This is a genomic window from Phytohabitans aurantiacus (assembly GCF_027923225.1).
Classification (GTDB): Bacteria; Actinomycetota; Actinomycetes; order Mycobacteriales; family Micromonosporaceae; genus Phytohabitans; species Phytohabitans aurantiacus.
The window spans coordinates 16,095-41,838 of record NZ_BSDI01000030.1; the positions used below are offsets into that span (position 1 = coordinate 16,095).

The window sequence follows — 25,744 nt, forward strand, 5'->3', positions numbered from 1 at the left end:
GTTCGCTCGGTCGCCCACCACCGGCCGTGATCAGGGCGTCCCTCAAGTCGCCCTAACAACTTGAGGGACGCCCTGATCACGAAGAGCGGGTGTTGGCTAGGCGCGTTCACGGGCCCACCATTCGCGGAAGGTTTGCTTCGGGGGGAGTGGGGCGTCGCGGGCGGCTGTCCAGGCCGACATGGGCCACGGGAGCCGGCGGACCTTTCCACCGGTGGCCCAGCGCACGGGCGCGGCGCCTCGGCGGGCGGCGCGCAGGGCGGCGGCGTACCGGCGGCGGCTTCGCATGGTCCAGGACAGCGCGCGCATCGCGGCGCGCTCGGCGGCCGGGTGCGGCCCGGTCTGCCGCAGGTGCACCAGCACCTCGGGGATGTTGATCCGCACGGGGCAGGCGTCGTAGCAGGCGCCGCAGAGCGTCGAGGCGTACGGCAGGGTGCTGTTGGCGCCCTCGCCGCTCATCTGCGGGGAGAGGATCGCGCCGATCGGTCCCGGATACACCGAGCCGTAGGCGTGCCCGCCCACGCGCTCGTAAACGGGGCACACGTTGAGGCAGGCGGAGCACCGGATGCAGCGCAGCGCCTGCCGGCCGACCTCGTCGGCGAGCGTGTCGGTGCGCCCGTTGTCGACGAGCACGATGTGTACCGTCCGCGGCCCGTCGCCGGGCGTCACGCCTGTCCACAGTGACGTGTACGGGTTCATCCGCTCGCCAGTGGACGATCGCGGCAGGAGCTGGAGAAAGACCTCCAGGTCGCGGAAGGTCGGCACCAGCTTCTCGATGCCGACCACGGAGATGAGCGTCTCCGGCAGGGTCAGGCACATCCGGCCGTTGCCCTCGGACTCGACCACGACGAGCGTGCCCGACTCGGCCACCGCGAAGTTGGCGCCGGAGATCGCGACCTTGGCGGAGAGGAACTTGGCGCGCAGGTGCCGCCGGGCCGCCTCGGCGAGAGCGGGCGGGTCGTCGGTGAGCGCCGACAACCCGTTGCGGGTGAAGATGTCGCGGATCTGGGAGCGGTTGTAGTGGATGGCCGGTACCAGGATGTGCGAGGGTGTGTCGCCGGCCAGCTGGACGATCAGCTCGGCGAGGTCGGTCTCGACGGCGGCGATGCCGGCCGCTTCGAGCTCCTCGTTGAGCCCGATCTCCTGGGTGGCCATCGACTTGATCTTGACGACCTCGGTGGTGCCGGTGGCCTGTACCAGATCGGTCACCAACGCGGCGGCCTCGGCGGCGTCGCGGGCCCAGTGCACGACGGCGCCGGCCGCGGTGGCCGCCGCTTCGAACCGCTCCAGCAGTTCCGGCAGCCGCGACAGCACGTCGTCCTTGATGGCCGCGCCGGCCACCCGCAGCGCCTCCCAGTCGGGCACCTCGCCGACCACCCGCAGCCGCTTGTCGCGGATGGTGTGGGTGGCCCGGCGTAGGTTTGCCCGCAGCTGGGTGTCGGTCAGCTTCTCCTTGGCGGCGGCCGGAAACGCTTTCCGCGCCACGATGTTCCCAGTGCCAGTCATCCCTCACCTCCCGTTCAAACCTCCCGTGATCAGGGCGTCCCTCAAGCTGTTCTAGCGACTTGAGGGACGCCCTGATCACGGTGGGGTGGTGGCTAGGATCTCGGCGTAGTGGATCGCCTGCGCGCTGGCGGTGCGGCGGGAGAGGCCACCGCCGATGTGCGCCAGGCAGGAGTTGTCGACCGCGGCGACGTACTCGGCTCCGGTGTCGACGATGGCGCCGCACTTGTCGGCGAGCATCGCCGCCGAGACGCCGGCGTTCTTCATCGCGAACGTGCCACCGAACCCGCAGCACTCCTCGGCGCCGGGCAGCTCGATCAGCTCCAGCCCGCGCACCGCCCGCAGCAGCGCGCGTGGCCGTTCGCCGAGGCGCAGCATGCGCAGGCCGTGGCAGGTCGGGTGGTAGGTGACCCGGTGCGGGAACACCGCGCCGACGTCGGTCACGCCGAGCACGTCGACCAGCAGCTCGGACAGCTCGTAGGTGCGGCCGGCCACCGATGCCGAACCGGGCACCAGGCGCGGGTACGAGTCCCGGACCATCGCCACGCACGAGCCCGACGGGGCAACCACCGCGTCGTATGGGTCGAACGTCTGGACGAAGTTGCGCACGAGCGGCAGCGCCTCGGCGCGGTACCCGCTGTTCGCGTGCATCTGGCCGCAACAGCCCTGCCCCACGGGGAACTCGACGGTGTGCCCGAGCCGCTCCAGGATGCGCACGACGGCCTTGCCGGTGCCGGGGAACACCAGGTCGTTCACGCAGGTCACGAACAGTGCGATCTTCATGTCGGCCGCGCCGCGAAGTAGGGGAGGTGTCGCTCGCGGGCGGCCGCGATGTGCTGCCGCATGGCCGCGCCGGCGGCGTCTGGGTCACGGGTGGCGATCGCGTCGACCACGACGTGGTGCTCGCGTGCGCTGATGCCGTAGTGGGCGGCCGGGAAGTGCAGCCGGAACAGGTGCAGGTGCGATCGGAGTCGCACGATCGCCTCGTGGAGCATTCGGTTGCCGGCCAGCTCGGCGAGCAGGTGGTGGAAGCGGGCGTCCTGCGCGGTGAACGCGGCGATGCCGGCGTCGCGGTCCGGCAGGTCGGCCTCGGCGCGCAGCGCGACGGCGTCGACGTCACCGGTCGCGGCGCGCCGGGCGGCGGCCGGCTCCAGGATCAGGCGCATCTCGACGAGCTCCTCGAACTCGGCACGGGTGAGCAGCGGAGCGGCGGTGTATCCGGCCAGCGGGCGCTTGCGCACCAACCCGTCGGCCTCCAACCGGGCGAGCGCCTCGCGGACTGGTGTTGGTGAAACTTCAAGTTGCCGGGCAAGGGCATCGATGTTGATGCGTTCTCCCGGAGCCACCACATGGTCCATGATCAGCGCTTGCACGGAGGCGTACACATCCTCGGTGAGTGTGAGGCGCCGAGCGGGCCGGATGGGTGACATGATCAAAGATCCTATAGGATTGCTCCGCCTCTAGGAAGGGTGCCCGCGCTCTGGTTTGATCTCTATGTGACCGCCGAGGGTGAGATTCTCTTCATCGGGTGTTACACGCCGGAGACCGGAGGCGAAGGATCCGGCATCACCGCTGTGCGGCGAGATTCCGGCACCGGTGCCCTCACGCCGCTCGGCATCGCGGCGCGCGCACCCTCGCCCTCGTTCCTGACGTGGCACCCGACCCTGCCCGTCCTGTACGCCGTCAACGAACTCGTCGAGGGCACGGTCAGCGCCTGGGCGGTCGACGGTGCGAGCCTCAGTCCACTGGGCACGGGGGAGACCGGCGGCGCCCACCCGTGCCACCTCGCGGTCACGGCCGACAGCCGGTACCTGGTCAGCGCCAACTACACCAGCGGCAGCGTCGCGGTACACCGGCTGGATGGCACTGGTGCGCTTGGCGAGCGCACCGACCTGCTGGTGCACGACGGCGCCGGTCCTGACCCGAAGCGGCAGGAGCGGGCGCACGCGCACATGGTCTCGCCGAATCCCGGCGGCGGCGCGATCCTGGTGGTCGACCTGGGCACCGACGCGGTGTACCGGTACGAGGTCGAGGCCGGCACGGGGCGGCTGGTGCCCCTCGCGCCCCGGGTGCGCACGCACGCGGGCGCCGGACCGCGCCACCTCGCCCGGCACCCCGACGGCAAGCGGGCGTACCTGGTGGGCGAGCTGGACGCCTCGGTGACCGCGTACGAGCTGGATGGGGCGAGCGGAGTCCTGCACGAGCGGGCCAGGGTGACCGCGAGCGAGCATCCGGACGCGCAGCCCTCCGAGATCGCGGTGCGCCCCGACGGGCGGTACCTCTACGTCGCCATCCGGGGCGCCGACACCATCTCGGTGATCGCTCTCGATGGACCGGTGCCCGCCTACGTGACCGAGGTACCGACCGGCGGGCATTGGCCGCGGCACTTCGCGATCATCGGGGAGCACCTGTATGTGGCCAACGAACGGTCACACAGCGTGGTCGCGTTCCGCCTTAACGCCGATTCGGGTGTGCCCGAGGAGCCGGGCGTTGTGACGCGGTTACCCAGCCCAACGTGCGTTTTGCCCGCTAAGTCCTTCTAGCTCTATAACGACAATTAACAGTGTCACTTGAACTCTGCCCCGAAAAAGCACGGTTTGTTGAAGATTGCGGTGGCAAGGATAGACTGAGTGGAAACGTTCGGCTACTGACCGCTACCGCGGATGTTTCTCATCCGTAACTTTCGGCCGAACGTACCTGGCAGGTCGGCCGGTGTCTGCGCAGTATGGGGACCGTGCCGGGTCGCCATCGCATGCGCAGAGACATCCGCGGAGCAGGCGCCATCGCAGCAGCGGTGGCGCTTGTCCTCGTCGTGGGTGGGTCGTGGTTTGGATATCAGGAACTCGCCGGTAACCGCTGTACCGGCGAGGTGAAGCTTGCCGTGGCGGCCGCATCTGAGATCGCACCGGCTGTCCGTTCCACGGCGGACAAGTGGGCCGACGAGGGCGGTGACATCGACGGCACGTGCGTGATCGTCTCGGTCGCCGAGGTCAACCCGGTCGACATGGCGGCGGCGGTGGCCGCTGAGCACGGTGTCGGCCTCGCGGGCGTCGGTGGGGCCAGCGGCACCACGGTCATCCCCGACGTCTGGCTGCCGGACTCCTCGACATGGCTGGTCCGCCTCAAGGCGGCCGCGCCCGGCTTCACGCCGACCGACGGCGCGACGATCGCGCGCAGCCCGGTCGTCGCGGCGATGCCCGAGCCAGTGGCCGAGGGCTTCGGCTGGCCGGAGAAGAAGGTCGGCTGGAGCGACCTGCTCCAGAAGGTCAACTCCGACGCCACCGTGCGCACCGGCATCGTCGAGCCGACCCGTGACGCCGCCGGTCTCTCCGGGCTGCTGTCGCTGGCGTCCGCCGCCGGCAACGCCCAGGAGACCCGGGTCGCGGCGCTGCGCTCGCTCGCCACCGGCCGGTCGGCGCTCCGCGACGACCTGCTGGCCAAGTTCCCGCAGGCGGCCGACGCGTCCTCGCTGGCGTCCGGCCTGAGCGTCGCCGCGCTGTCGGAGAAGGACGTCATCGCGTACAACGCGAGGAAGCCGCCGGTGCGGCTGGCCGCCCTGTACGTGGAGCCGACCCCGACGCCGCTCGACTACCCGTTCGCGATCATGCCGGGCACCGACCCCGCCAAGGTCGCCGCGGCGGACGCGCTGCACAAGGTGCTCAACACCGCTGGCTTCCGCGACCAGCTCGGCGCGCAGGGCCTGCGCGCACCGGACGGCACGTGGGGCTCCGGGTTCTCGCCGCCGACCGGCGCGCCAAGCCCGGCCGGCGTCCCGCCGTCGCAGAACGCGAACCCGGGTGGCTCGGCCGCGGCCGGCCTCGACGCCGGTGCGGTCGAAGGCACGCTGGCCACCTGGACGGCGGTCACCGCGCCCGGCCGGATGCTGGCGATCATGGACATCTCCGGCTCGATGCTGGAAACGGTGCCGGAGGCCAACAACGCCACCCGCATGCAGGTGACGCTGGCGGCCGCCGAGCGGGGCCTGGCCCTCTTCGACGACTCGTGGGCGCTCGGGCTGTGGGTCTTCTCCACCCAGCTCCAGGGCAGCCGCGACTACCGCGAACTGGTGCCGATCGGGCCGCTGAGCAGCGGGCGCGACCGTGCGCTCAACCAGCTGCGGCAGATCACGCCCAAGCGGGGCGGCAACACCGGCCTGTACGACACGATGCTCGCCGCGTACAAGAACGTGCAGGACGGTTGGCAGGCTGGCCGGATCAACTCCATCGTCATGTTCACCGACGGCAAGAACGAGGACCAGAACGGGATCAGCGAGGGCGACCTGCTGAACCAGCTCAAGGACCTCAACGACCCCAAGCGGCCGGTGCAGGTGATCATCCTCGGTATCGGCGACGGCGTCGACCAGGGACAGTTGGAGCGCATCACGAAGACGACCGGTGGCGGCGTCTTCATCGCCAAGGACCCGACGAAGATCGGCGACATCTTCCTGAAGGCTCTGGCACTGCGCCCCGCGGCTCCCCGGTAACGCCCAATCGGGGCTCTCACCTGGCCATTCGGCTCGTTTGCCGGCGTGAAGTGACAGGTTTCCGTCGGAAGTTCCCCCGGGGGTTCTCGGTGCGCGAAGATAACGGGGTCTTCCGGCCCGGGCACTCCTCGGCGACCGGATAACGCGTCGACTGGATCAAGCTGGGGGAGGGCTGGTGACGTCGGCGACTCTCCTGACGCCCGCCAGGGTCGGTATTGAGTCCACATTGGAGACTCCGGCTGCGCGTGTACGCGCCCGGATGCGCGCTTACGCCCGCGCGTTGATGCTTGTCGATGGCGCCATCATCGCTCTGGCGGTGGTCGCCGGATACTTCGGGCGGTTCAACTTCACGTTGTCGCCGTTCGGTGGCGCCCTGCCGTACGGGTCCGAGATCCCGTACGCGGTGCTGTGCCCGGCTCTGGTGCTCGCTTGGCTCGGCAGTGTGAAGGTGCTGCGCGGGTATGACGTCAACGTGCTCGGGTACGGCGCTGACGAGTACCGGCGGGTCACCTCGGGCAGCCTGCGCCTCGCCGGTGCGGTGGCGATCCTCGCCTACATCGCGGGCGTCGGCGTGGCCCGGGGCTTCCTGGCGCTGTCGTTCGCGCTCGGCACGGTCGGTCTGGTCACCGGGCGGTACGTGGCCCGCAAATGGCTGCACCGGGCCCGTTCCCGGGGCGTCGGATGGTCGCGCCGCGTGCTCGTGGTCGGCGACGCGCCGCACGTACTGGAGCTGGTGCGCACACTGCGGCGCGAGCCGTACGCGGGGTACCGGGTCGTCGGCGCGTGCATTCCCGACGCGCTGCTCGCACCCGTGCCGCAGCGGCTGGGTGACGTACCGGTGGTCGGTTCGTTCCGCAGCATCCTGGAGTCGGCGGCCGCCACCGGCGTCGACACCGTCGCGGTGACCGCCTCCGGCGAGCTGACCGCCGCCCGCCTGCGCCGGCTCGGCTGGCAGCTGGAGGGCACCAAAATCGACCTGGTACTGGCGCCCGCGCTGACCGACGTCGCCGGCCCGCGCATCCACACTCGACCGGTCGCCGGCCTGCCGCTGATCCACGTGGAGGCGCCCGAGTTCCGCGGCACCCGCAAGCTCGTCAAGGGCCTCGTCGACCGGGCCAGCTCGGCGATCGCGCTGCTGCTGGCGCTGCCGCTGCTGCTCGTGATCGCGATCGCCATCAAGCTCGACAGCAAGGGGCCGGTGATCTTCCGGCAGATCCGCGTCGGGCAGGGCGGCCGCGAGTTCGGGGTCTACAAGTTCCGGACCATGGTCGTCAACGCCGACGAGATGCTGGCCAAGCTGGCGGCACGCAACGAGCACGACGGGCTGCTGTTCAAGATGCGCAAGGATCCGCGGGTCACCCGGGTCGGGCGCATCCTGCGCAAGTTCTCCCTCGACGAGTTGCCCCAGCTCATCAACGTGCTGATCGGCGACATGAGCCTGGTCGGCCCGCGCCCGCCGCTGCCGTCCGAAGTGGCCCGCTACGACGGCGACATCGCCCGCCGCCTGCTGGTCAAGCCCGGCATCACCGGTTTGTGGCAGGTCAGCGGCCGGTCCGACCTCTCCTGGGAAGACGGCATCCGGCTCGACCTGTACTACGTGGAGAACTGGTCGCTGGCCTCCGATGTGGTCATCCTCTGGAAGACCATCGGCGCGGTCGTCGGCAGCCGAGGCGCCTACTAGCTCCCCATCACGCGGGGGCCCAGTCGAGGCAGACGGCCACGGCATCGTCGACGAGGTCGCCACCGACGAACGCGCGCAGGTCGGCGAGCAGCGACCGCACCGCTTGCAGCGGCGCCAGCGACCGGGCGTCGCGCACGAAGCTGGCCAGCTGCTGGTCGCCGTACTGGCCAGCGGCTGAGATCGCGTCGAGCACGCCGTCGCTGACCACCATGAGCCGGTCGCCTGCCGCGAGATGGAACCGCTGCTCGTGGTACATGGTGCCCTCGAACATGCCGAGCGGGAACTGCGCCACCAGCTCCTGATCGATGACCTCGCCGTCGCGCAGGATCATCAGTCGCGGCGAACCGGCGTCGACCGCCGTGACCAGCCCGGTCGCCAGGTCGAGCTGGAGCAGCAGGGCCGACACGTGCTGGGTGCCACCGTGGTACGCCCACACCGCCTGGTCGGCGAGTGCCGCCTGGTCGCCGAGGTCGAGCCCGGCCCGGCGGGCGTTGCGCAGCGCGTTGGTCGCGAGGCTGGTCAGGCTGGCCGCCGCGACACCCTCGCCCATCCCGTTGAGCGTGGTGAGGTACAGCCGATCGGCGTCGTCGGCCCAGTCGAAGCTGTCGCCGCGGACGGCGTACGCCGGTTCGAGCTGGCCGGCCAGGCTGAAGGCGGGACGCGCACGGCTGCGGCCGGGCAGCAGCTCCCACTGCATCTCGGCGGCCAGGCTGAGCCGCCGGCTCCGGGCGGCCACCGTGTACCGGTCGGTGCTGCCCCGTACCGCCGACAGCTCATGCGCCAGCATCGTGGCGATCTCGGCGAGCTCGCTTGCGTGACCGGTCACCGGGGCCAGCCGCAGGACGCCCATCCGCTCGCCGCGCATGGTCACCGGCAGGTAGCGCGCGGGCCCGTCGACCACCTCGGCCTGCTCGTCGAACGAGCGCCAGGCGGGGTCGTCGCCGCTGGTCAGCGTCTCTCCACCGCCCAACGGGAGGAGGGCGGCGAGGCGGTAGTCGACCTGGTACAGCTCGACGTCATCGATCCCGTACGCCTCGGCCAGGCACTCGGCGAGGCGCTCGACCAAGAGGTGCGCGGGCGCCTCCGCGAGAGCCCGCCGGGCCACCGCCTGTCGCTCGTGCATATGCCTCACCGCCAGCCGCTCGCGTCGTCGCAGGAGTAGTGTCGGGTCCACCATGTCCGGAAACCATGGGTCGGACGGGCCGGACCAGAGTATCGCCGCCGCCGTCGATGAAGCGGCGGAGGCGCTGCTGGGCGTGTGGGAAGCGACCCGCGAGCATGCCTCCAGCCGCCTTTCCGGTTCGCAGCTGCGGGCGCTGCTCTTCGTGGAGCGCGAAGAGGGCATCAACCTGCGCGGGTTGGCCGCCGGGCTCGGCATGATCCTGTCGTCGGCGAGCCGCCTCTGCGACCGGCTGGTGGCCGCGGGCGTCCTGGAGCGTGAGCCGGGCCGCGCCGATCGCCGCGAGATCGCCCTGCACGTCACCCCGGCAGGGCACGCGCTGCTGGGCGACATGCGCGCCGACCGCCGCACCAGGCTCGCGACGGTGCTGGAGGGCATGAGCGAAGCGGGTCGCGACGCCTTGCTCCAGGGTCTTCGCGAGTTCGGAAACGCGTCAAACGATCACGGGGTGAGGGGCAGCGCGCGGGTCAGCCACCTTGCTGGGTGATCGCGGATTTCCCGTACCACCGCGCCGGCGGCACCGACCGAAGCGGCGTCGGCACCCAGCATCGAACGGCGTACCGCCACCGGCGACCACGCCGCGGTCAACACCCGGCGCTCGACCTCGGCCTCGACGGCCGGGCACAACCAGCGCGACAGCGGGGCGTAGACGCCGCCGAGTACGACGGTGTCGACGTCGAGCACGTTGACCACACCGGCGACCGCGACGCCGAGGGCCGTGCCGGCGCTGGTGAGAGCCGCACGCGTCGCGGGGTCGCCGTCTTCGGCTCGCCGGATCAGATCCTCGGTGTCCACGGTGCCGGCCGCGTGCAGGATGGCCTCCTGGCCGGCGTACTGCTCGAGACAGCCCCGAGCACCGCAACGGCAGGCCGGCCCGTCCGGGCGTACCGCCACGTGGCCGAGCTCGCCGCTCCAGCCGCGGGCACCCCGGTACAGGGCGCCGTTCAGCACGATGCCGGCGCCGATGCCGATCTCGCCGGAGACGTACAGGAAGCTGGCTGGCGTCTGCTGGCTGGCGTGCAGCTCGCCGAGCGCCGCCAGGTTGGCCTCGTTGTCGACGGTGACCGCGAGCCCGTCGAGTCCGAGCCCATCGGGCACATCGACGCCGCGCCAGCCCAGGTTGGGCGCGAGCCGGACGAGGCCGCCGGCGCTCACCAGACCGGGTACGGCGACCGCCGCACCGGCCACCTCGACGCCCTCCCGCTCCGCATCCGCGCGGGCCGTCGCGGCCAGCTCGGACAGCTCGCCGAGGACCTCAGCCGGCCGGCGTGGGCGCTGATCCGCGTGGCGTACACGATGATGCCGGACCGCTCCCGCGAGATCGACGACGCAGGCCGCGAGGTAGTCGATGTTGATCTCCAAGCCCAGCCCCGCCGGGCCGTTCGCCGCCAGCACGAGACCGGCCGCCGGCCGGCCGGCGCCGGCCCGCGGCGCCGGGTCGACCTCGGCCAGTAACCGGCCGGTGATCAGGTCATCCACCAGCGCGGACACGGTGGCGCGGGTGAGACTGGTGGCGGCCGCGATGTCGGCACGCGATGGCGGCCGGGGCGCGTTCGCCACCTGCCGCAGGACCAACCCGAGGTTGTGCTCGCGCAGCGAGCCCTGCCGCACGGGAAGGTCACTCATGGCCTTGACAGTGCCATAGGAGCGGCAAATAATTCAACCGTTGAACAAATCGTAGACATGTCCCGGAGGTCACGATGAGCGTCCAGCCCACCCGCGCCGACAAGTTCTCGTTTGGCCTCTGGACCGTGGGCTGGCAGGCCCGCGACCCGTTCGGTGACGCCACCCGCGCGCCCCTCGACCCGGTCGAGGCGGTGCACAAGCTCTCCGAGCTGGGCGCCTACGGCCTCACCTTCCACGACGACGACCTGGTGCCGTTCGGGTCCGACAGCGCGACGCGCGACGACCACATCGGGCGGTTCCGCAAGGCGCTCGACGAGACCGGCATGGTGGTGCCGATGGTGACCACCAACCTGTTCACCCACCCGGTGTTCAAAGACGGCGGCTTCACCAGCAACGACCGTTCCGTCCGGCGATACGCGCTGCGCAAGGTGCTGCGCAACCTCGACCTGGCCGCCGAGCTGGGCGCGCAGACGTTCGTCATGTGGGGCGGGCGCGAAGGCGCCGAGTACGACCACGCCAAGGACGTGCGCGCCGCTCTCGACCGGTACAAGGAAGCCGTCGACCTGCTCGGGCAGTACGTGATCGACCAGGGGTACGGGCTGCGCTTCGCGATCGAGCCCAAGCCCAACGAGCCGCGCGGCGACATCCTGCTGCCGACCGTCGGGCACGCGCTGGCGTTCATCTCCAACCTGGCGCATCCCGAGCTGGTCGGGCTCAACCCGGAGGTCGGCCACGAGCAGATGGCCGGGCTCAACTTCGCGCACGGCATCGCGCAGGCGCTGTGGCACGGAAAGCTCTTCCACATCGACCTGAACGGCCAGCGGGGCATCAAGTTCGACCAGGACCTGGTCTTCGGGCACGGCGACCTGCTCAACTCGTTCGCGCTGGTCGACCTGCTGGAAAACGGTGGACCGGCGGGCGGGCCGGCATACGAGGGGCCGCGGCACTTCGACTACAAGCCGTCCCGCACCGAGGACTACACCGGCGTGTGGGAGTCGGCCAAGGCCAACATGAAGATGTACCTGCTGCTCAAGGAGCGTGCCGCCGCCTTCCGGGCCGACCCGGAGGTGCAGGAGGCGCTCGCCGACGCCCGCGTGGTCGAGCTCTCCACGCCCACGCTGAACGAGGGCGAGACCTACCAGGACCTGCTGGCCGACCGCTCGGCGTTCGAAGACTTCGACCCCGACGCGGCGGGCGAGCGGGGCTACGGCTTCGTCCGCCTCAACCAGCTCGCGGCCGAGCACGCGCTCGGCGCGCGCTGACCCGAAGGGGATCCAGATGCTGGTTGCCGGCGTCGACTCGTCCACCCAGTCCTGCAAGGTCGTCATCCGTGACGCATCGACCGGAGAGCTGGTCCGCGAAGGGCGGGCCAGCCACCCGGACGGCACCGAGGTGCACCCCGACGCGTGGTGGTCGGCGCTCCAGGAGGCCGTCGCTCAGGCCGGCGGGCTCGACGACGTCGCCGCCGCGGCGGTGGCAGGGCAGCAGCACGGCATGGTGTGCCTCGACGAGCACGGCGAGGTCGTCCGCCCGGCCCTGCTGTGGAACGACACCCGTTCGGCCGGCGCCGCCAACGAGCTGATCGAGGAGCTCGGCGGCGCGCAGGCGTGGGCCGACGCGGTGGGTCTCGTACCGGTGGCCAGCTTCACGATCACCAAGCTGCGCTGGCTCGCCCGCAACGAGCCAGACGCCGCTGACCGCACCGCCGCCGTCTGCCTGCCGCACGACTGGCTGACCTGGAAGCTCGCCGGCGCACCCGGGCTCGACGCCCTGCGCACCGACCGCAGCGACGCCAGCGGCACCGGGTACTGGTCGGCCGCCACCGGCGCGTACCGGCCCGACCTGCTCCGGCACGCGTTCGACCGGGAGCCGATCGTGCCGGTGGTGCTGGGTCCGACCGAGCCGGCGGGCGCCCTGCCGTCCGGTGCGCCGCTCGGCCCGGGGGCCGGCGACAACGCCGCGGCGGGACTGGGCGCCGGCGCGCTGCCGGGCGACGTCGTGGTCTCCATCGGTACCTCCGGCACCGTCTTCAGCGTCGCCGACACTCCCGCGGCCGACCCGACCGGCATCGTGGCCGGGTTCGCCGACTGCACCGGCCGGTTCCTGCCGCTGGTGTGCACGCTCAACGCGGCCCGGGTGCTCGACGCGGCGGCGGCTCTGCTCGGGGTCGACCACGACGAGCTGTCCCGCCTCGCGCTGAGCGCGCCGGCCGGCGCCGACGGGCTGGTGCTCGTGCCGTACCTGGAAGGCGAGCGGACCCCCAACCGTCCACTGTCGACCGGTTCGGTGCACGGGCTCACCCTCGGCACCTCGACACCGGCGCACCTGGCCCGGGCGGCCGTCGAAGGCATGCTGTGCGCCCTGGCGGACGGCCTCGACGCCCTGGTGGCGCAGGGCTCGACGGTCAACCGCGTGGTACTGGTCGGCGGCGGCGCCCGGTCCGAGGCGGTGCGCCGGATCGCGCCCGAGGTGTTCGGGTGCCCGGTCGTCGTGCCGCCTCCAGGCGAGTACGTCGCCGATGGGGCGGCCCGGCAGGCGGCGTGGATCGCGATGGGCGGTGCGGAGCCGCCGGCGTGGGCCGGGGGAGCGGTCGAACAGTACGAGGAGAAGCCGGTGCCGCACATCCGGGAGCGGTACGCCGCAGCCCGCGACCACATCCTGGACAGGCTCGCCTGACCGGGCCGTATAGGGTGGTGCCGTGGTCGACCGGTGGGAGGCGGAACTCATCGCGGCGCCATGGGTCAACCAGGACGTTTCGGTTGGCGTGGCGCGCGATTACGAGGTGCACGATTTCGACCTGGGATACGTCTTCTCGCGAGTCCTGCCGATGGGCATGGCCGAAGACGTGGGCTCCGGGCGGATCGTCATCGACAAGGTCAACGGCGAGCTGACGTACTGGCCGTCGTCTCCGATACCGGAGGTGGTCGATCAGTACCGGGCGTTCCGCGCCGATATGCCGGCCGCGCCGCTGAGCTGGGACCCGGTCGCGCGCGCCCGGCACGACCGCGTGCGGGCGGCCTTCCCGGTCGACGTCACCCACCTCGGGCTGCGTCGCGGCCGGATGCGGATGGCGCAGAGCATGAAGGGCGAGGGCACGCCCAACCTGCACCCCCTGGTGCGGGAGTTCCTCGACGACCTGCCCGTGCGATACCGCGAACGCGGCAACGACCGGTGCGCCGAGGTGGCCGCCCTCTCCGACGCCCTGCACGCCGAAGACGCCCGCCGCGCGCTGTCCGGCGAGCCGCCGATCACCCTCGACGACGCCCGCACCGGCCTGCTGAGCGGCGCCGACCTGGTCACGTACCGCGTCCGCGAGCCCGGCGACCCCACCGCTGGGCAGCCCACATCACCGTGCGTGTCGTGCCAGGCGATGCTGCTCCACTTCGGCTTCGCCCTCCAGCCGCCTTCGGAGGACGCGCCATGAGTGAGCGCTTCGCCCCCGACGTCGAGACCGCGCTGCGCGACGCCGGCTGGCGGCCGGGCCGCACGCTCGACGCCGACGCCCTCGCCGAAATCCATCGCGCGGTGTCCGCGCGAAGCGGCGTCTTCGGCGGCAAGCTGACCGCCTCATACGCCGCCGATCCGGTACTTGCCGAATTCGGCGGCCTGGTCATCGGCGGTGACCGGGAAGGGCTGCAGGTCAGCCCGCGCCCGTTCGCCATCGACCCGTCGCTGGCCGCGCACAGCGTCGAGACGCTCATCGACGCCGGCCGCGCGCTCGGCACCCGGCTCTACCCGATCGGCGTCGAAGGCGACGACGAGGCGGTGCTCGCCATCGCCGCCACGGGTGCGGTGATCGCCATCGACCCCGTCGGCGAATGGCTCCTCGGCGACACGTTCGACGAGGCCCTGGAGACGCTCGTCACCGGTCGAGCGCCCCGACTGCTCGGCACCGGCGGCATCCACGAGCCCGACTGGCTCCCGCCGCCCCCCGACGAGCTGGAGCAGGGCGACCTGCTGCCGCAGTGGGGGCTGAAACGCCCGATCGGCGCGGCGTTCTACCTGCCCCGCACCCCGGCCAACCTGCACTATGTGCTGCTTCCCAGCCTGCTCAACAGGATTGGCACCGTGCCCTGGGTCAACGAATCCGACCCCGGCACGTTCTGGGTGGAGTGGGGCGGTCAGAGCTGCGAGGTGCGGCTGCTCGACCTGGTGGAGGGCACCACGGTGCTCGTGCTCGCCTTCGAGCAGCACGCGTGGCGCGAGGAGGGTGGGCAGCAGGTCCTGGAGGCCTTCCGCAACGCGTGCGCCGCACTGGCGCCAGACCTCGACGTGGCATTCCTGCACGCCCAGCGGGTGCCCAGCCTGCTCCAGGCGGTGGTCGACCGGGCGTACGACGTGGTCACCGTCGATGGCGACGCGCTCGTCGACCGGGGATTCGAGTTGCTGTACCTGACCGACAAGATGGACTACGGGGTCGCGCCCCGCGACGAGTTGCCGGTCACCGGCGGCCACCTCTTCGCCGGGTCGCCGTGAAAGGCACCCTTTCCGACGTCTGGGGCAAGCACCGCCGCAAGCTCGTCAAGGCGCTGCACCGCTCCGACCGCGACCGCTTCGACGCGCTGGTGCTCGACCTGCTCGACCTGGCGCTGCACGGCCAGCCGCCGACAGCGCCGTGGCATCCGACGATCATGCGGATCGGCGTCGACACCGCGCTCACCCTCGCCAAGGAGGCGCCCCCGGACCCCGAGCTGCTGGCCGCCGCGGTCGCGCTTCCCTGGTTCGACAACGGCCTCCTCGGCCCGCGGTCGCCGCTGTCCGCGCGGGGCCGCCCGCTCGACTGGACGGCGGCGATGGTACTGGCCATGGCCCCCGCCGGCCTGCGCGGAGAGATCGAAAACGACGGGTACCTGCGGCAGCTCGCCGCGTTGCCGCCACTGCTACGCGCCACCGCGATCCTCGAACGCGCTTTCGCCGGCGCCGCGCAGCAGGGCCCCGGGATGCCGCTCGGGCCCGCCCTGGCGTTCACCGACGCCGAGGTGGCCGCCCTGTCCACCGGTATCCCGCCTAAGCTCCTCCCGCCCGGCGGGCTGCCGCCCGGCCCCCTTCCCGAGCCGCTCCCGCCTCCCGTCGGCAGCCCAGCCGAGGCGATCGAACTGGTGCGCGAGCACGCGAAGGAGCCGTTCGGCTCGTACCGGTTGTTCGTCGAAGGCGACCCGGGCTTCCTGGTCACCGGCACCGAGCTGGTGTACCAGGTGCGCTGGGACGTCCCGCTCGACCAGATCATCACCATCGGCGGCCCGACCCCGTATCCCGGCGACACCGAGACCATCCGGTACGACCAGCCGGGCTGGATCGTCGACCGGGTCACCCGCGAGGTGCACCCCGTCGACCTGGCCGGCTCGACACTGGAGCGGTACGTGTCGGCCCGCCGCGTCTTCCCGCTGCCACCGGGTTGGCGCATCGAGGGTCGCCCGCCCGTCGCCGAGGGCTTGGCCGCGATGCTGCCCGTATCCGCGGTGGCGACCGTGCAGCCCATGCTGGGCGAGGCGATCGCCCGGTACACGGCGGCCCTCGCCACCGAGGCGTGGCCGGACTACCTGGTCGCGTGGCGGATCGCCTGCGAGACGGTCAACTCGCTGCTGACCGCTGGCTACGGCGACCCGGACACACTGACGGCGGGGCTGCTCACCGCGCAGGGCCCCGCCCCGACGGACACCGTGGTCGGCGAGGCGTCACCGTTGTGGCACACGCTGGCTGGCCAGTACGCGTTGGCGGCCCGCCCGGCGCCCGACGAGACCGACGGCCCAGGCGCCGCCCGCCGCGCCGCCCGCTTGGCGTCGGCTTCACCAGAGGTTCGTGCGATCGCGGTAGCCAACGCCGAAGCGCGCCTGACCGTAGAGACCGCGCTGTTCGGCATACCCCCCGCTTCCCGCGAGGCCGAGTTGACAGCCCTCTCCTAACCCGCCGCGCGGCGCGTGCGCTGCGCCGCCCGTGCGCTGCGCCCGCGCGCCGCCCGCCGGCCCGCGCGGGCCGCCCGCGCAGCGGGCCCTCTCTCCGCCGATCAAGGGCAAACGCACGTGCTTCGATCTCTTTCCCACGTGCGTTCGCCCTTGATCCCTGCGGATCTCCTTGATCGGCGTCGCCGACTTCGGCGACCCGGCGCCACACCAGAGCGAGTTCACCGCGCCCCCCCGCTCCGCACCGCTGGCAGCGCGGACGGGCGTCGCTTCCTCTATCGCCGCGCGGTCCGCGCGGCCTTCGCGTATCGGTCGAGTGGGGTACCGCCCAACGTGCGCCTCTACCGCACCGTCGGCAACGCGACGGACGGGGATGCACCGGAGGGCCCGGTAGAGTCGCCCACGTGGACGCGCTCATCGAATTCTCCCAGACAGGTGACCTGGGGCCGCTCCGGAAGGACATGACGGCGGTTGAGGTGGTGCAGCTCCTCGGTCCGCCGGACAGCAGCAGGTGGATCCAGGGTGACGACAACTTTCAACGCTACCGGTACGGCAGCCTGTCGCTGACATTCAGGCGCCGCACAGGCGATCCGGCCGGTGACGAGAACCTGCTCCTGCGATCCCTCAGCCTGTCCTTCAAACGGCTTCCGTTCGAGCTACCGGAGCAGGTCGCTAGCCAGCTGGAGTGCGACTGGACATCCGCGCGGCTCGAAGACGTGCTGGCCGTATTCCAGCAAGCCAATGTGGCGGCGGTGAAAGACCACGACTCCTCGGAGCATGGCCGTAACTTCCAGCGCTACCGCGTCGGTGAGCGGCGGGTCCTGCTCAACGCGTTCGACGGCGTCGCCGCCGATATCGCCGGATAGCACTGCTCAGTATGGTGGTTCACGGCGCAGGACCACCATACTGTCCGCGATGCCGGGGTTATCGGGGAAAAGCAGCTCAAGCTGATCTACGATTTCTCTGCCGAGCAGGAGCAGGTCGGGCGCAACGTCCGGACGGTCGTTGTCTGGGAAGATCTTGCCGCGGCTGATCTGGTTCGGTGCGTTCTCCATTACGGAGTCGTAGAGCCGGTCGAACTCCGCCTGGTGGATCACATACAGGTCCACGTCGAACTCGCGTAGGTCGGCGTGGGCCATGGCCTTGTGCGGTCCGCGCATGCCGTCCTGCATGCTGCCGATGTAACCGAGCGGCTCGCCCATGTAGTCGAAGCGCGCGATGACCTCGTTGATCGCCGTCCGGTACTCCTCGTATCGCGCACGCCACGCCTGCTCGCCGAGCTCAACCGCCCGGTCGAAACCGGCGTCGCGCAGTTCTTCGACCCCGGTGCGCTGGGCCCAGTCGTGGATCTCACCCAGCATGGCCTCGGTGCGGTCGACGAGCGGCTGCACCTCGGCGCGGGCCGCCGCGTCCCGGGCCGGCGGAAGCGCGCGCTCCGCTGACGTGGAGGGGAAGAACTCCTTGTAGGTGGCCTTGAACTGCTCGAGAGCTTCCTTCTGGAACTCGCGAATCTGGGGCAGCAGCTCCTCTTGGAAGCGCTGCCGGAGTTCCGGCGGAAGATGAGTTTCGGCGTAGTAGCTGAAGTTGTCGATGGCTTCGTACGGCGTCCGGAACTCCTCCGACAGCGGCAGGAACGAGCGGGCCTTCGAGCTCGCCCCGAGCACGCTGTGGGGATCGGCCATCGTGGCGACGATGGCTCGGGCGCCATCGGACAGGTCGGCCCATACCTCGTCGCGGCGGGCCTGCGTGTCCGGGTCCAGGCCGGTGCGGTGCTCGGGGTCCAGGATGCCGAGGAGTTCGGCGTGGGTCCGGAATTCGCGGGTCAGTCGCGCGTCCTCCCGCGCCCACGCTTCACGCTGCGCCGGGGTCGCGTCGGTGGCGTGGTTGAGCTGATGCTGCACGCGCGCCTGTTCCGTGGCGAGCACGTCCAACTGCCGCAGTCCACCCGCGTTGGGGCGACCGCCGACCTCGGCGGTGGCCACAGTGGTCACCTGATCGACCAGCGCCCGGACGAGGTCCTCGCGGCCGATGGTCTCGGAGATCCGGATGACGTGCTCGCCAGCCTGGGAGTCGAAGCGACTCGTGCTCCAGCCGTCGGTGACCGGGCCGACCTCGAGCCGAATCGTGATGGTGCCGCCGTCCGGCGACGAGATGCGCAGGGTTTCGCCGCTTACCTGTACCCAGTCATGCGGGAAGTAGGGCCGCACCTCCGCCATCGCGCGGGGCAGGTCCGATCGGACCGCACCGGCGGGCGTCTCCGGGTGGCCGCCGGGCGGCTCCGCGTGGGGTGGGCCGGCGGGCGGGTCGGCGTGCGATGCGCCTTCCGGCGCCTCCGGGCGCGGAGGGGGCGTCGGGCCGCCGTCGGGCGGTCGCGGTCCGTCCGGTGGTGGTGGGGCTTCGACCGGACGGGTGCCATCTATGACGTGTACGCGGTGCGGCAGCTCGGCGCCCGTCACCGGGTCCTTGATCCGGATGCCCTCGAGGATCGCCGCTACGGCTGGATCGACGCCGCGCGTGAAGTGCCACTCCAGGCGTGGCGGCTGTCCGTCGACGTGGTGCGCGGTATCGAACACGAGCGCACGCAGCTGCGTCTCGATCTGGCGGGTGAACTTGCCTATGTTCTTGCTGCCTGGGCCGAACGGGTTGTAGTTCTTGGCATCCCGCCACACCCGGCCGCCTTCGGCCACCACGTCGACGTCGGTCTTGTGCAGCTTGCCATCGGGACCGACCGCCGAGATGTCCTTGCTGACCTCCACCACGCCGTGGGACCGTTCCGCGAGGATCACCTCGCCCTCGATACCCCGGATGTTGTTGCCGTGGTCACGGGCGAGTTGCACGGATGGGTCGCCCTTGCCCTGCTGCTCTGCTCGCAACGGTGAGACCTCGTTGCGGACATCCCCAAGCCAGCCTTCGGTGCCGCGTACCTCCGGGTGAGTGCGCGCGTACTCCTCGATCCGGCTGCGGACGTCATCGGCGCCGCGTAGCTGGGTTTCGATCTCGTGCAGGACATCGGGCGGCGGCGGCTGGATCGCGTCCTTCGCGGCTTGCTTCGCCGTCTCGGCATCGTGCTTGTCGATCAGTGAGTCTTCGAGCGTGCGCCCGTCCTGGACGGCCTTGCGCTCCATGTTGTCGAGCGCGGTCTCCAGCCGCTCGCCCGCCTTGTCGTACAGCCGCTCGAACTGCTCGCGGGCGCGCGGGTCCTGCAGCGCGTCGTACCGGTCACGCAGGTTGTCGGGCAGGTTGTCGCGGTTGAACGGCTCGCGCCCCGCTCCCGGTGCGCCCGGGTCGAACAGACGCTCGTTACGCAGCTGGCTGTGCCACGCCTCGGCGGCGTCGTGGAACTGGTCGCGGGTGACCCGGTCCTTGGCCGCCTCGGCCCGTTCGGTGGCTGCCGTCTGCTCGGCCGTCTGCGCGTCCTGGCGGTGCTGCGCGGCGCGCGCCATCGCGTCGTCGCGAGCCTGCGCGTGTTGAGCGGCTTCGGCCCGGTGTTGCTGGGCCACCTGTGGGTCAATGGGGTCCATCTGGCGGGCGCGCTCGGCGGCGGCCAGGCGGCGCTGCTCGGCGGCGTGTGCCGCCTGGGTGTCGCGTGCCGCGTGCTGGCGGCTCGACTCGGCGGCCTGCGAGTGCTGGTTGGCCCGCTGGTCGTGCGCCTCGGCGGAACGCTGGTAGTGCTCCGCGCCCCGGTACTGGTTGGCCGCTTTCTCCGCCGCCTCGGCCATGCGCTCCTGGTGCTGGGCGCGCCCCTCCTCCAATTGCCGGACCGGGTCGTTCGGCGGGTGCTGGGCGGCCTGTTGCCGGTGCTGCGCCGCCTCCGCCTTTGCCTGGGCGGCCTGCTGGTCGTGGGCGTTCGCGGCCTGGTCGGCATGCTGGCGGTACTGGGCCTCGGCCTGCTGCGCGCGCTGCTCGTGCGCCTGCGCGGTCTGGTCGTGCTGCCGTGCCGCCTGCTCGGCGTAGTTGCGCCGGTTCTCGAAGTTGCTGGCCGACTCGGTCGCCCGCTGCTGCTGAAGCTCCGCCTGCTGGCGCAGGCCATCGTGCTCGTGCGCGCGGACCCGGTGCGCGTTGGCCTCCTGCCGAGCCTGTTGCGCCTGCTCGCGGTGGTGCCGCTCCATCTGCTCGGCGTGGCGTGCCTGCTCCGGCGTACCCCGGCCCTGGCTTTCCGCCCATTGGCGGGCCGCGGCGTCGTGCTGCTGCGCGACCTGGTCGCGGCGCGCGCCCTCGTTCCACGCCGCGTCGCGGTCGGCCCGGTGGGTGGCCGCGCGGTTCGCGGCATCCTGTGATTGGGTACGCGCGGCCTGCGCGTCGTTGGCGTGCTGCTGCGCTTCTGTTCTGGCCTTGTTCGCGAGGTCGGTCTGCTGCCGTGCCTGGTCGGCCTCGGCGCGGGCGGTGCCGTGCTCGGCGTGCGCACCCTGCGTGGCACGCACGTCCGGCGGCTGGTGCGCCAGGTACTCCCGGGTCAGTGGCCGGTCGTTCCAGGTGCCCGCGGGCCGGTCGGCGAACGGCATGGGCCGCGCGTTGCCGTCCACGACCAGCGCGTCCATGGCCGTGATCTGGTTGCGGCTGTGGATCGGGTTCTGGACGACCTGCCCGGTGTCGGCGTCGACGAACTGCGTGCCGTGCGGCGTATCGACCGCCGTCACGACAGTGCCGGCCTGCGGGTCGATGAAGTGCACGGTGCCCTGGAAGTTGACCGCCGCCCAGGCGTGCGAGCCGCCGCCCCGCCACCCCGTGATGATCGACGCGAAGGAGCCGTGGCCGCCAGCGAGCAACTGCTGGCTGATGGCGTCGAAGCCGGCGTCGACCCGGGGCAGCGCCTGCGTCGGATGCTGGCCCGCCACGTTGTTGACCACCGACTGGTACCGGCCGCCGGTCAGGTCCTCCATCCGGCCGGGACCGCCGTGCTCACCCGCGAAGGGCAGGTGCGCGTTGCCGTTGCTGTACCCGTCGAAGGTTCGTGGCGCCGCCACCGTGGGCCTGCCGTGCACGAACGTGTCGAACAGCGCCGCCACGGTGTCGAGGCAGTTCTGGGTGCGCGTCGGGTCGGCATGGAACCCGAACGCGTTGACCAGCTTCAGCCACGGGCCCTTCGGGTCCGCTGCGCGCTGGTAGCCACCGCTTGGGTCGCGGAGGGCGTTTTCCAGCCGCGCCTGGTCGACGGCCAGCGGGTGCCGCAGCCCGCCGTTCTCCCCGTACGGGCGGTTGGCCCAGACGGGAGGCGGGTCACCGCGCCCGGTGAGTGCGGATACCTCCGGACCGCGGTGGTCCCGGCCGACGAGGGAGTATCCCTGTTCGAGTCGCTGGTTCGCCCACTTCCACGCCTGCTTGTTCTCGCCGTACAGGTCTCGCGTGATCTTGTCGGCGGCGTTGGTGGACTCGGTGGCCTTGGTGCGCGCGTCCTCGGCTCGCTGGTGCGCCTGCTGTGCCTCGACGTCCGCCCGCTGCGCGTCGACGGCCCGCTGATTGGCATGCGCGATCGACTGGTCGGCCTGGTGGATCAGCCCGTTGCGCTGCGGGTTCGCCGGATCGAGCCGGTTGGCCCAGTCGCGCAACTGCTGCGCCCGCTGCCGCGAGTGCGCCTCGTCGGCGCGGGCGATCTGTGCTTCGGCCTGCTTGGCGTTGACCTCCGCGCGGGCGTGCTGCTCCGCCCAGCGGTGCTGCTGCGTCTCGTACCGCGCCTGGCGCAGCCGGGGATCGCCCTCGATCGCCTGCGCGATGCGCTCCCGGGCCTGGCGCATCTCCTCGTGGTACTGGTCGCGCACGGCCTGGTCGCGCAGCGCCTGCTCGCGGTTGAGCTGCTCCTGCCGGCCGAAAAGGTCGTGGATGCGGGCCTTGACCCGGTCGATGAGCTTGTTGCGCGGCGTGTCACCTGGATCGGTGCGCCCAGGCCCGGCATCGCGTACGGGCGCCACCGCCCCCGGCTCGTCAGCCCGCCCACCGCGATCCGGCACCAACGCGTCATCCCGCGCGGCGCTATCCTCCCGCCGAGCGCCGTCCTCCCGCGCACCGTCTTCCCGCCGCGCGCCATCGTCCCGCGCACCGTCTTCCCGCCGCGCGCCGTCGTCCCGTGCCGGGCCGTCATCCCGGGCGGTGCCATCGTCGCGAGCGGCGCCGTCGTCCCGGCGAGCGCCGTCTTCCCGCCGTGCGCTGTCGTCCCGTGCCGGGCCGTCATCCCGGGCGGTGCCATCGTCGCGAACGGTGCCGTCGTCCCGCGCGGGGGCGTCATCACGGCCCGCGCCGTCGTCCCGCCGGGCGCCATCTTCACGCGCGGGCGCGTCTTCGCGTGTCGTCCCGTCTTCGCGCGGGGGCGCGTCCTCGCGCGCGCGCCCGTCCTGGGTGGGAGCGTCGTCGCGGGCGGCGGTGTCGCGGGCCGTGCCGTCGTCGGCGCGAGTGGGCTGGTCTAGGACGCCCAGGTCCCGCGGTCCGGCCACGTCCGGTCGCGGTGATGCCGCTTCAGGATCCCCATCAGCGCGTGTCGGTACAGCCCGTTCGTCTCCCCGTCCAGTGGGTGTCCCGTCCGGGCGTCCTTCTGGATGAGCAGGCGCCGGTCCATCTCCGGGTACCCGAACAGGTACTCCACCGTCTGGTTGTCTTCCCGCATCTTCCGGAAGTCGACCAGTATCCCCACGGTCTCCACCGTCCTCGGTGCGTTGTGGTCCGTCTTCGCGGGCTTCGTCTGGGGTGGAGTCGCGCGGGGTGCCGGCGGGGGTGTCGCCGCGCAGTTCGCGCAGGCGGGCGTCGATGGCTTCGCCGTCCATCGGGCGGCGCGTGCCGGTGGTCTCGTCGACGTGGGTGAAGTGCTGCTCTACGAAGTCGCGCAGCCGGTTGCCGTACGCGTTGAGCCGCTCCGGTGGCGTGTCGAGCGCGCGCTGCACCATCTCGGGCGTGAGTCGCCCGGGACCGGCCTCGCCGCCCCGGCCGGCGGGGCGCCCGCCGAAGTTTTCGCCGACCGCCCGGCCGAACTGCTGCTCGGCCCGCGCCTCCAGCCGCTGGCGCCACTCCGACCAGCGGCTCTCGCTGCGCCCGGCGTCGGCGCGGCCCGCGTCGGCCCGCCCACCGTCCGCTCGCGCGCCGTCTGCTCGTCCTGTGTCGGCGCGGCCGGTGTCGGGGGGCGCGGTGGCTACCGGGTCGCCGCCGGGTGGGTCGCCACCGTCGCGGGCGCCCACGGTCGCGTCCTCGCGGGTCGCCGGGCCGGTGCCGTCGCCGTCGCGGGCGGGACCGCCGTCGTGGGCGAGGGAGTCGGGCCCGCGGGTGCCGTCTGTCGCGCGTGGACTGTCCACAGGGGACGTGCCATCGGCGGGTGGCCGGCCGTCGACGAGTGGGCCGCCGTCCGGCGAGGAGCCGTCGTGCGTCGTCCGGCTGCTGTCCGGAGTGGACCCACTGTCAGCGCGGGCGCCACCCGCGTCGGCTGTCGAGTGTGGAGCGGCCGCGTCGGTGCGCGGCCCACCGGCGTCGGCAGTGCTGTGTGGAGTGCCCGCGTCGGCGCGAGTGCCGCCCGCGTCGGCCGTCGAGTGTGGAGTGCCCGCGTCGGTTCGCGCCGGGTCGAGCGCCGTTGGATCGGCACGTACAGGCTCGCCTCGCACCGCGTCGGGTGGCGGCGCGTCGGCGCGGACCTGGTCCGGCGCGCGCGTCTCCGCACGTGTGCCGTCTGGGGACGCTGTGTCGGCGCGGCCCTGATCGGGCGTGGCGGTCTCGGTGCGCGCGCCGTCTGGCGTGCCGGTTTCAGCGCGCGGGCCGTCGGGCGTGGCGGTCTCGCCGCGCGGGGCCTCGGGTGTTGGCTCGGCCCGGACCGGCTCGCGCGGCGGCCCGCCGTCTTCGGTGCGGGTGGCGGAGTCGTCCCGCGACGAGGAGCCGTCGTCCGTGCGGGTAGCGGAGTCGTCTCGCGCAGAGGAGCCGTCTTCGGTGCGGGTGGAGGAGTCGGCCCGGGAACCGTCCGGAGTGGACTGTGTGGAGCCGGAGTCGCGGGACGAGCTTGTGTCGCGGGACGAGCCCGAGCCGGACGTCCCGCCGTCGCGTCCCGTCGAGCCCGTGCCTGAGGTGCTGCCCGAGCCGGTGGTCGAGGTGCCACCGCGGTTGCCCGTGCCGCCCTGCTGCCCACCCTGCTGCTGCGGCGCGCCCTCGGTGAGGTGGCTGGGCGGTGCCAGCGTCTGGGTGCCCGTGCCGGTGCCTTCGGCGTGGGCGCCGCTCGGAGCTTCGGCCCGGGCCCCGTCGGGCAGCGCGCCCGGCAGGCCGGCACCGTCGAGGCCGTGTGCGCCGCCGAAGAGGTTGGCGTCGCCGCGCCAGGCGGCGATGTCGGCCTTGAGAGCGCCCCGACCGTACCCGCCGAAGTCGGTGATCATCGCACCGAAGAGGGCGGCGGGCGTCATGCCGTGCTTCATGCCGTCCCACGTCATGCCGCTGTACAGGCCGTTACGCTGCGCCCATTCGGTGCCGCCCATGAGGTCGATGAGCCGGTCCCGGCCGAGCTGGATGGCGTTGCTGCCGAACTGGCCGCCCATGAAGGCGAGGCCGCCGGCGAGCCTGTTCTGGATGCCCATCTGGAGCGGTCCGCCCAGGGCACCGGCGATGAACCCGTCGAAGAGCTCACGCGCGAACTTGTTGCCCCAGTTCTCGGTGAACGGGTCGTGGCCCTCCGCCGCCTGGATGAGCGTGATGCCGCCCTTTGTCACGCCCATGAATCCGGCGTACATCAGGCCGCTCTTGAGCGCGGTCTTGGCGGCGCCCTTGATGCCGGCGTCGATGGTGCGGCGGATGCCGGCCTTGATGGTCTGCTCCCACATCCGCTGGAGCAGCTTTTTCATCACCTGGATGATCGCCCAGCGGCCGGTGGCCATCGCCCCGGCGCCGCTGATCGCGCCGATGCCGGTCCAGAAGGTCAGCAGCAGCTGCACGAGCGCGATGCCGACCATGATGAGGTTGACGATGGCCATGTAGACGGCCATCTCGATCTCCAGCGCCTTGCCGTGCACGCCCTGCTGGAGGGCGGAGATCGCCTCCGACATGCTGCTGACCTCGTCGAAGTACGCCTGGAGCTGCGCGTGCGTCACCTGCGCGCCGCCGTCGCCCTGCCATGCCTGGAGGTCGGTCAGGTATGGCCGGATCTCCTCGAGGTGGTCGGCGTACATCTCGGCGGCGGTCTGGTACGCGTCGGCGAGGTCGAAGAGCCGGTCGTGGCGCGCCTCGGGAAACATCAGCACGCTCTCGACGAAGAAGCTGCCGGCGCCAGGGATCCACTCGTCGAGACTCTGGAAGAACTCCCGAATCTCGAGCAGGATGTCCTGGGACTCGGCCACGCTCACCCTTTCGGTCGAAGTCTCGCCATTGTAGGTGGGGGTAGCCCGGGCGTGGCGCTACCGGATCGTGATCTATTGCTGGTTGGG

At 71.8% G+C, this 25,744-nt stretch carries 16 protein-coding genes; 10 read left to right on the forward strand and 6 right to left on the reverse strand.

The window, feature by feature from the left end:
- Nucleotides 1-96: 96 nt before the first annotated feature.
- From QMG73_RS26610 to QMG73_RS26620, 3 genes are all read right to left on the reverse strand, one after another.
- Entirely contained in the window at nt 97-1,503 is a 1,407-nt protein-coding gene (locus tag QMG73_RS26610) for a LutB/LldF family L-lactate oxidation iron-sulfur protein (protein ID WP_281900119.1), read from the reverse strand.
- A gap of 75 nt (nt 1,504-1,578) precedes the next feature.
- A complete protein-coding gene (locus QMG73_RS26615; RefSeq protein ID WP_281900121.1) occupies nt 1,579-2,283 on the reverse strand; it encodes a (Fe-S)-binding protein in 705 nt (234 codons plus the stop codon).
- Complete coding sequence (locus QMG73_RS26620) at nt 2,280-2,930, reverse strand: GntR family transcriptional regulator (RefSeq protein ID WP_281900122.1); 651 nt, start codon at nt 2,928-2,930, stop codon at nt 2,280-2,282. The genes QMG73_RS26615 and QMG73_RS26620 overlap by 4 nt, the downstream gene beginning before the upstream one ends.
- 66 nt (nt 2,931-2,996) lie before the next feature.
- Between QMG73_RS26620 and QMG73_RS26625 the strand changes: the two genes are divergently transcribed.
- The 3 genes from QMG73_RS26625 to QMG73_RS26635 all read left to right on the forward strand — a co-directional run bounded on the left by QMG73_RS26625 (nt 2,997) and on the right by QMG73_RS26635 (nt 7,664).
- Nucleotides 2,997-4,043 carry a lactonase family protein gene (locus QMG73_RS26625; RefSeq protein WP_281900124.1) on the forward strand — a complete coding sequence of 349 codons (1,047 nt, stop codon included), beginning with the start codon at nt 2,997-2,999 and terminating at the stop codon, nt 4,041-4,043.
- Nucleotides 4,044-4,252: 209 nt separating this feature from the next.
- Nucleotides 4,253-5,983, forward strand: a complete 1,731-nt coding sequence (locus QMG73_RS26630; RefSeq protein WP_281900125.1) for a substrate-binding domain-containing protein — start codon at nt 4,253-4,255, stop codon at nt 5,981-5,983.
- Nucleotides 5,984-6,158: 175 nt separating this feature from the next.
- Nucleotides 6,159-7,664, forward strand: coding sequence for a sugar transferase (locus tag QMG73_RS26635; protein WP_407676863.1), 1,506 nt, complete (start codon nt 6,159-6,161; stop codon nt 7,662-7,664).
- 7 nt (nt 7,665-7,671) lie between these two features.
- On the opposite strand, the gene QMG73_RS26640 is transcribed toward QMG73_RS26635, so the two are convergent.
- Nucleotides 7,672-8,787 carry a PP2C family protein-serine/threonine phosphatase gene (locus QMG73_RS26640; protein ID WP_281900126.1) on the reverse strand — a complete coding sequence of 372 codons (1,116 nt, stop codon included), beginning with the start codon at nt 8,785-8,787 and terminating at the stop codon, nt 7,672-7,674.
- A 52-nt stretch (nt 8,788-8,839) separates the two neighbouring features.
- Here QMG73_RS26640 and QMG73_RS26645 point away from each other — a divergent pair, with 52 nt between their 5' ends.
- A complete protein-coding gene (locus tag QMG73_RS26645; protein WP_281900128.1) occupies nt 8,840-9,331 on the forward strand; it encodes a MarR family winged helix-turn-helix transcriptional regulator in 492 nt (163 codons plus the stop codon).
- Here QMG73_RS26645 and QMG73_RS26650 read toward each other — a convergent pair.
- Nucleotides 9,286-10,470 (reverse strand): ROK family protein, encoded by a 1,185-nt coding sequence (locus QMG73_RS26650; RefSeq protein WP_281900130.1) that lies wholly within the window; start codon nt 10,468-10,470, stop codon nt 9,286-9,288. The two genes, QMG73_RS26645 and QMG73_RS26650, sit on opposite strands and share 46 nt — an antisense overlap.
- A 74-nt stretch (nt 10,471-10,544) precedes the next feature.
- Between QMG73_RS26650 and xylA the strand changes: the two genes are divergently transcribed.
- The 6 genes from xylA to QMG73_RS26680 all read left to right on the forward strand — a co-directional run bounded on the left by xylA (nt 10,545) and on the right by QMG73_RS26680 (nt 17,236).
- Complete coding sequence (xylA, locus tag QMG73_RS26655) at nt 10,545-11,732, forward strand: xylose isomerase (protein WP_281900132.1); 1,188 nt, start codon at nt 10,545-10,547, stop codon at nt 11,730-11,732.
- A gap of 16 nt (nt 11,733-11,748) precedes the next feature.
- Nucleotides 11,749-13,146 (forward strand): xylulokinase, encoded by a 1,398-nt coding sequence (gene xylB / locus QMG73_RS26660; protein WP_281900133.1) that lies wholly within the window; start codon nt 11,749-11,751, stop codon nt 13,144-13,146.
- 22 nt (nt 13,147-13,168) lie between these two features.
- Nucleotides 13,169-13,894, forward strand: coding sequence for a YwqJ-related putative deaminase (locus QMG73_RS26665; protein ID WP_281900135.1), 726 nt, complete (start codon nt 13,169-13,171; stop codon nt 13,892-13,894).
- A complete protein-coding gene (locus QMG73_RS26670) occupies nt 13,891-14,946 on the forward strand; it encodes an SUKH-3 domain-containing protein (protein ID WP_281900137.1) in 1,056 nt (351 codons plus the stop codon). Before QMG73_RS26665 ends, QMG73_RS26670 begins: the two co-directional genes overlap by 4 nt.
- Nucleotides 14,943-16,373 carry a hypothetical protein gene (locus tag QMG73_RS26675; protein ID WP_281900138.1) on the forward strand — a complete coding sequence of 477 codons (1,431 nt, stop codon included), beginning with the start codon at nt 14,943-14,945 and terminating at the stop codon, nt 16,371-16,373. The genes QMG73_RS26670 and QMG73_RS26675 overlap by 4 nt, the downstream gene beginning before the upstream one ends.
- 401 nt (nt 16,374-16,774) lie before the next feature.
- Nucleotides 16,775-17,236 carry a hypothetical protein gene (locus tag QMG73_RS26680; RefSeq protein WP_281900139.1) on the forward strand — a complete coding sequence of 154 codons (462 nt, stop codon included), beginning with the start codon at nt 16,775-16,777 and terminating at the stop codon, nt 17,234-17,236.
- A 6-nt stretch (nt 17,237-17,242) separates the two neighbouring features.
- Here QMG73_RS26680 and QMG73_RS26685 read toward each other — a convergent pair whose 3' ends face one another.
- Nucleotides 17,243-25,657 (reverse strand): toxin glutamine deamidase domain-containing protein, encoded by an 8,415-nt coding sequence (locus tag QMG73_RS26685; RefSeq protein WP_281900140.1) that lies wholly within the window; start codon nt 25,655-25,657, stop codon nt 17,243-17,245.
- Nucleotides 25,658-25,744: the final 87 nt, after the last annotated feature.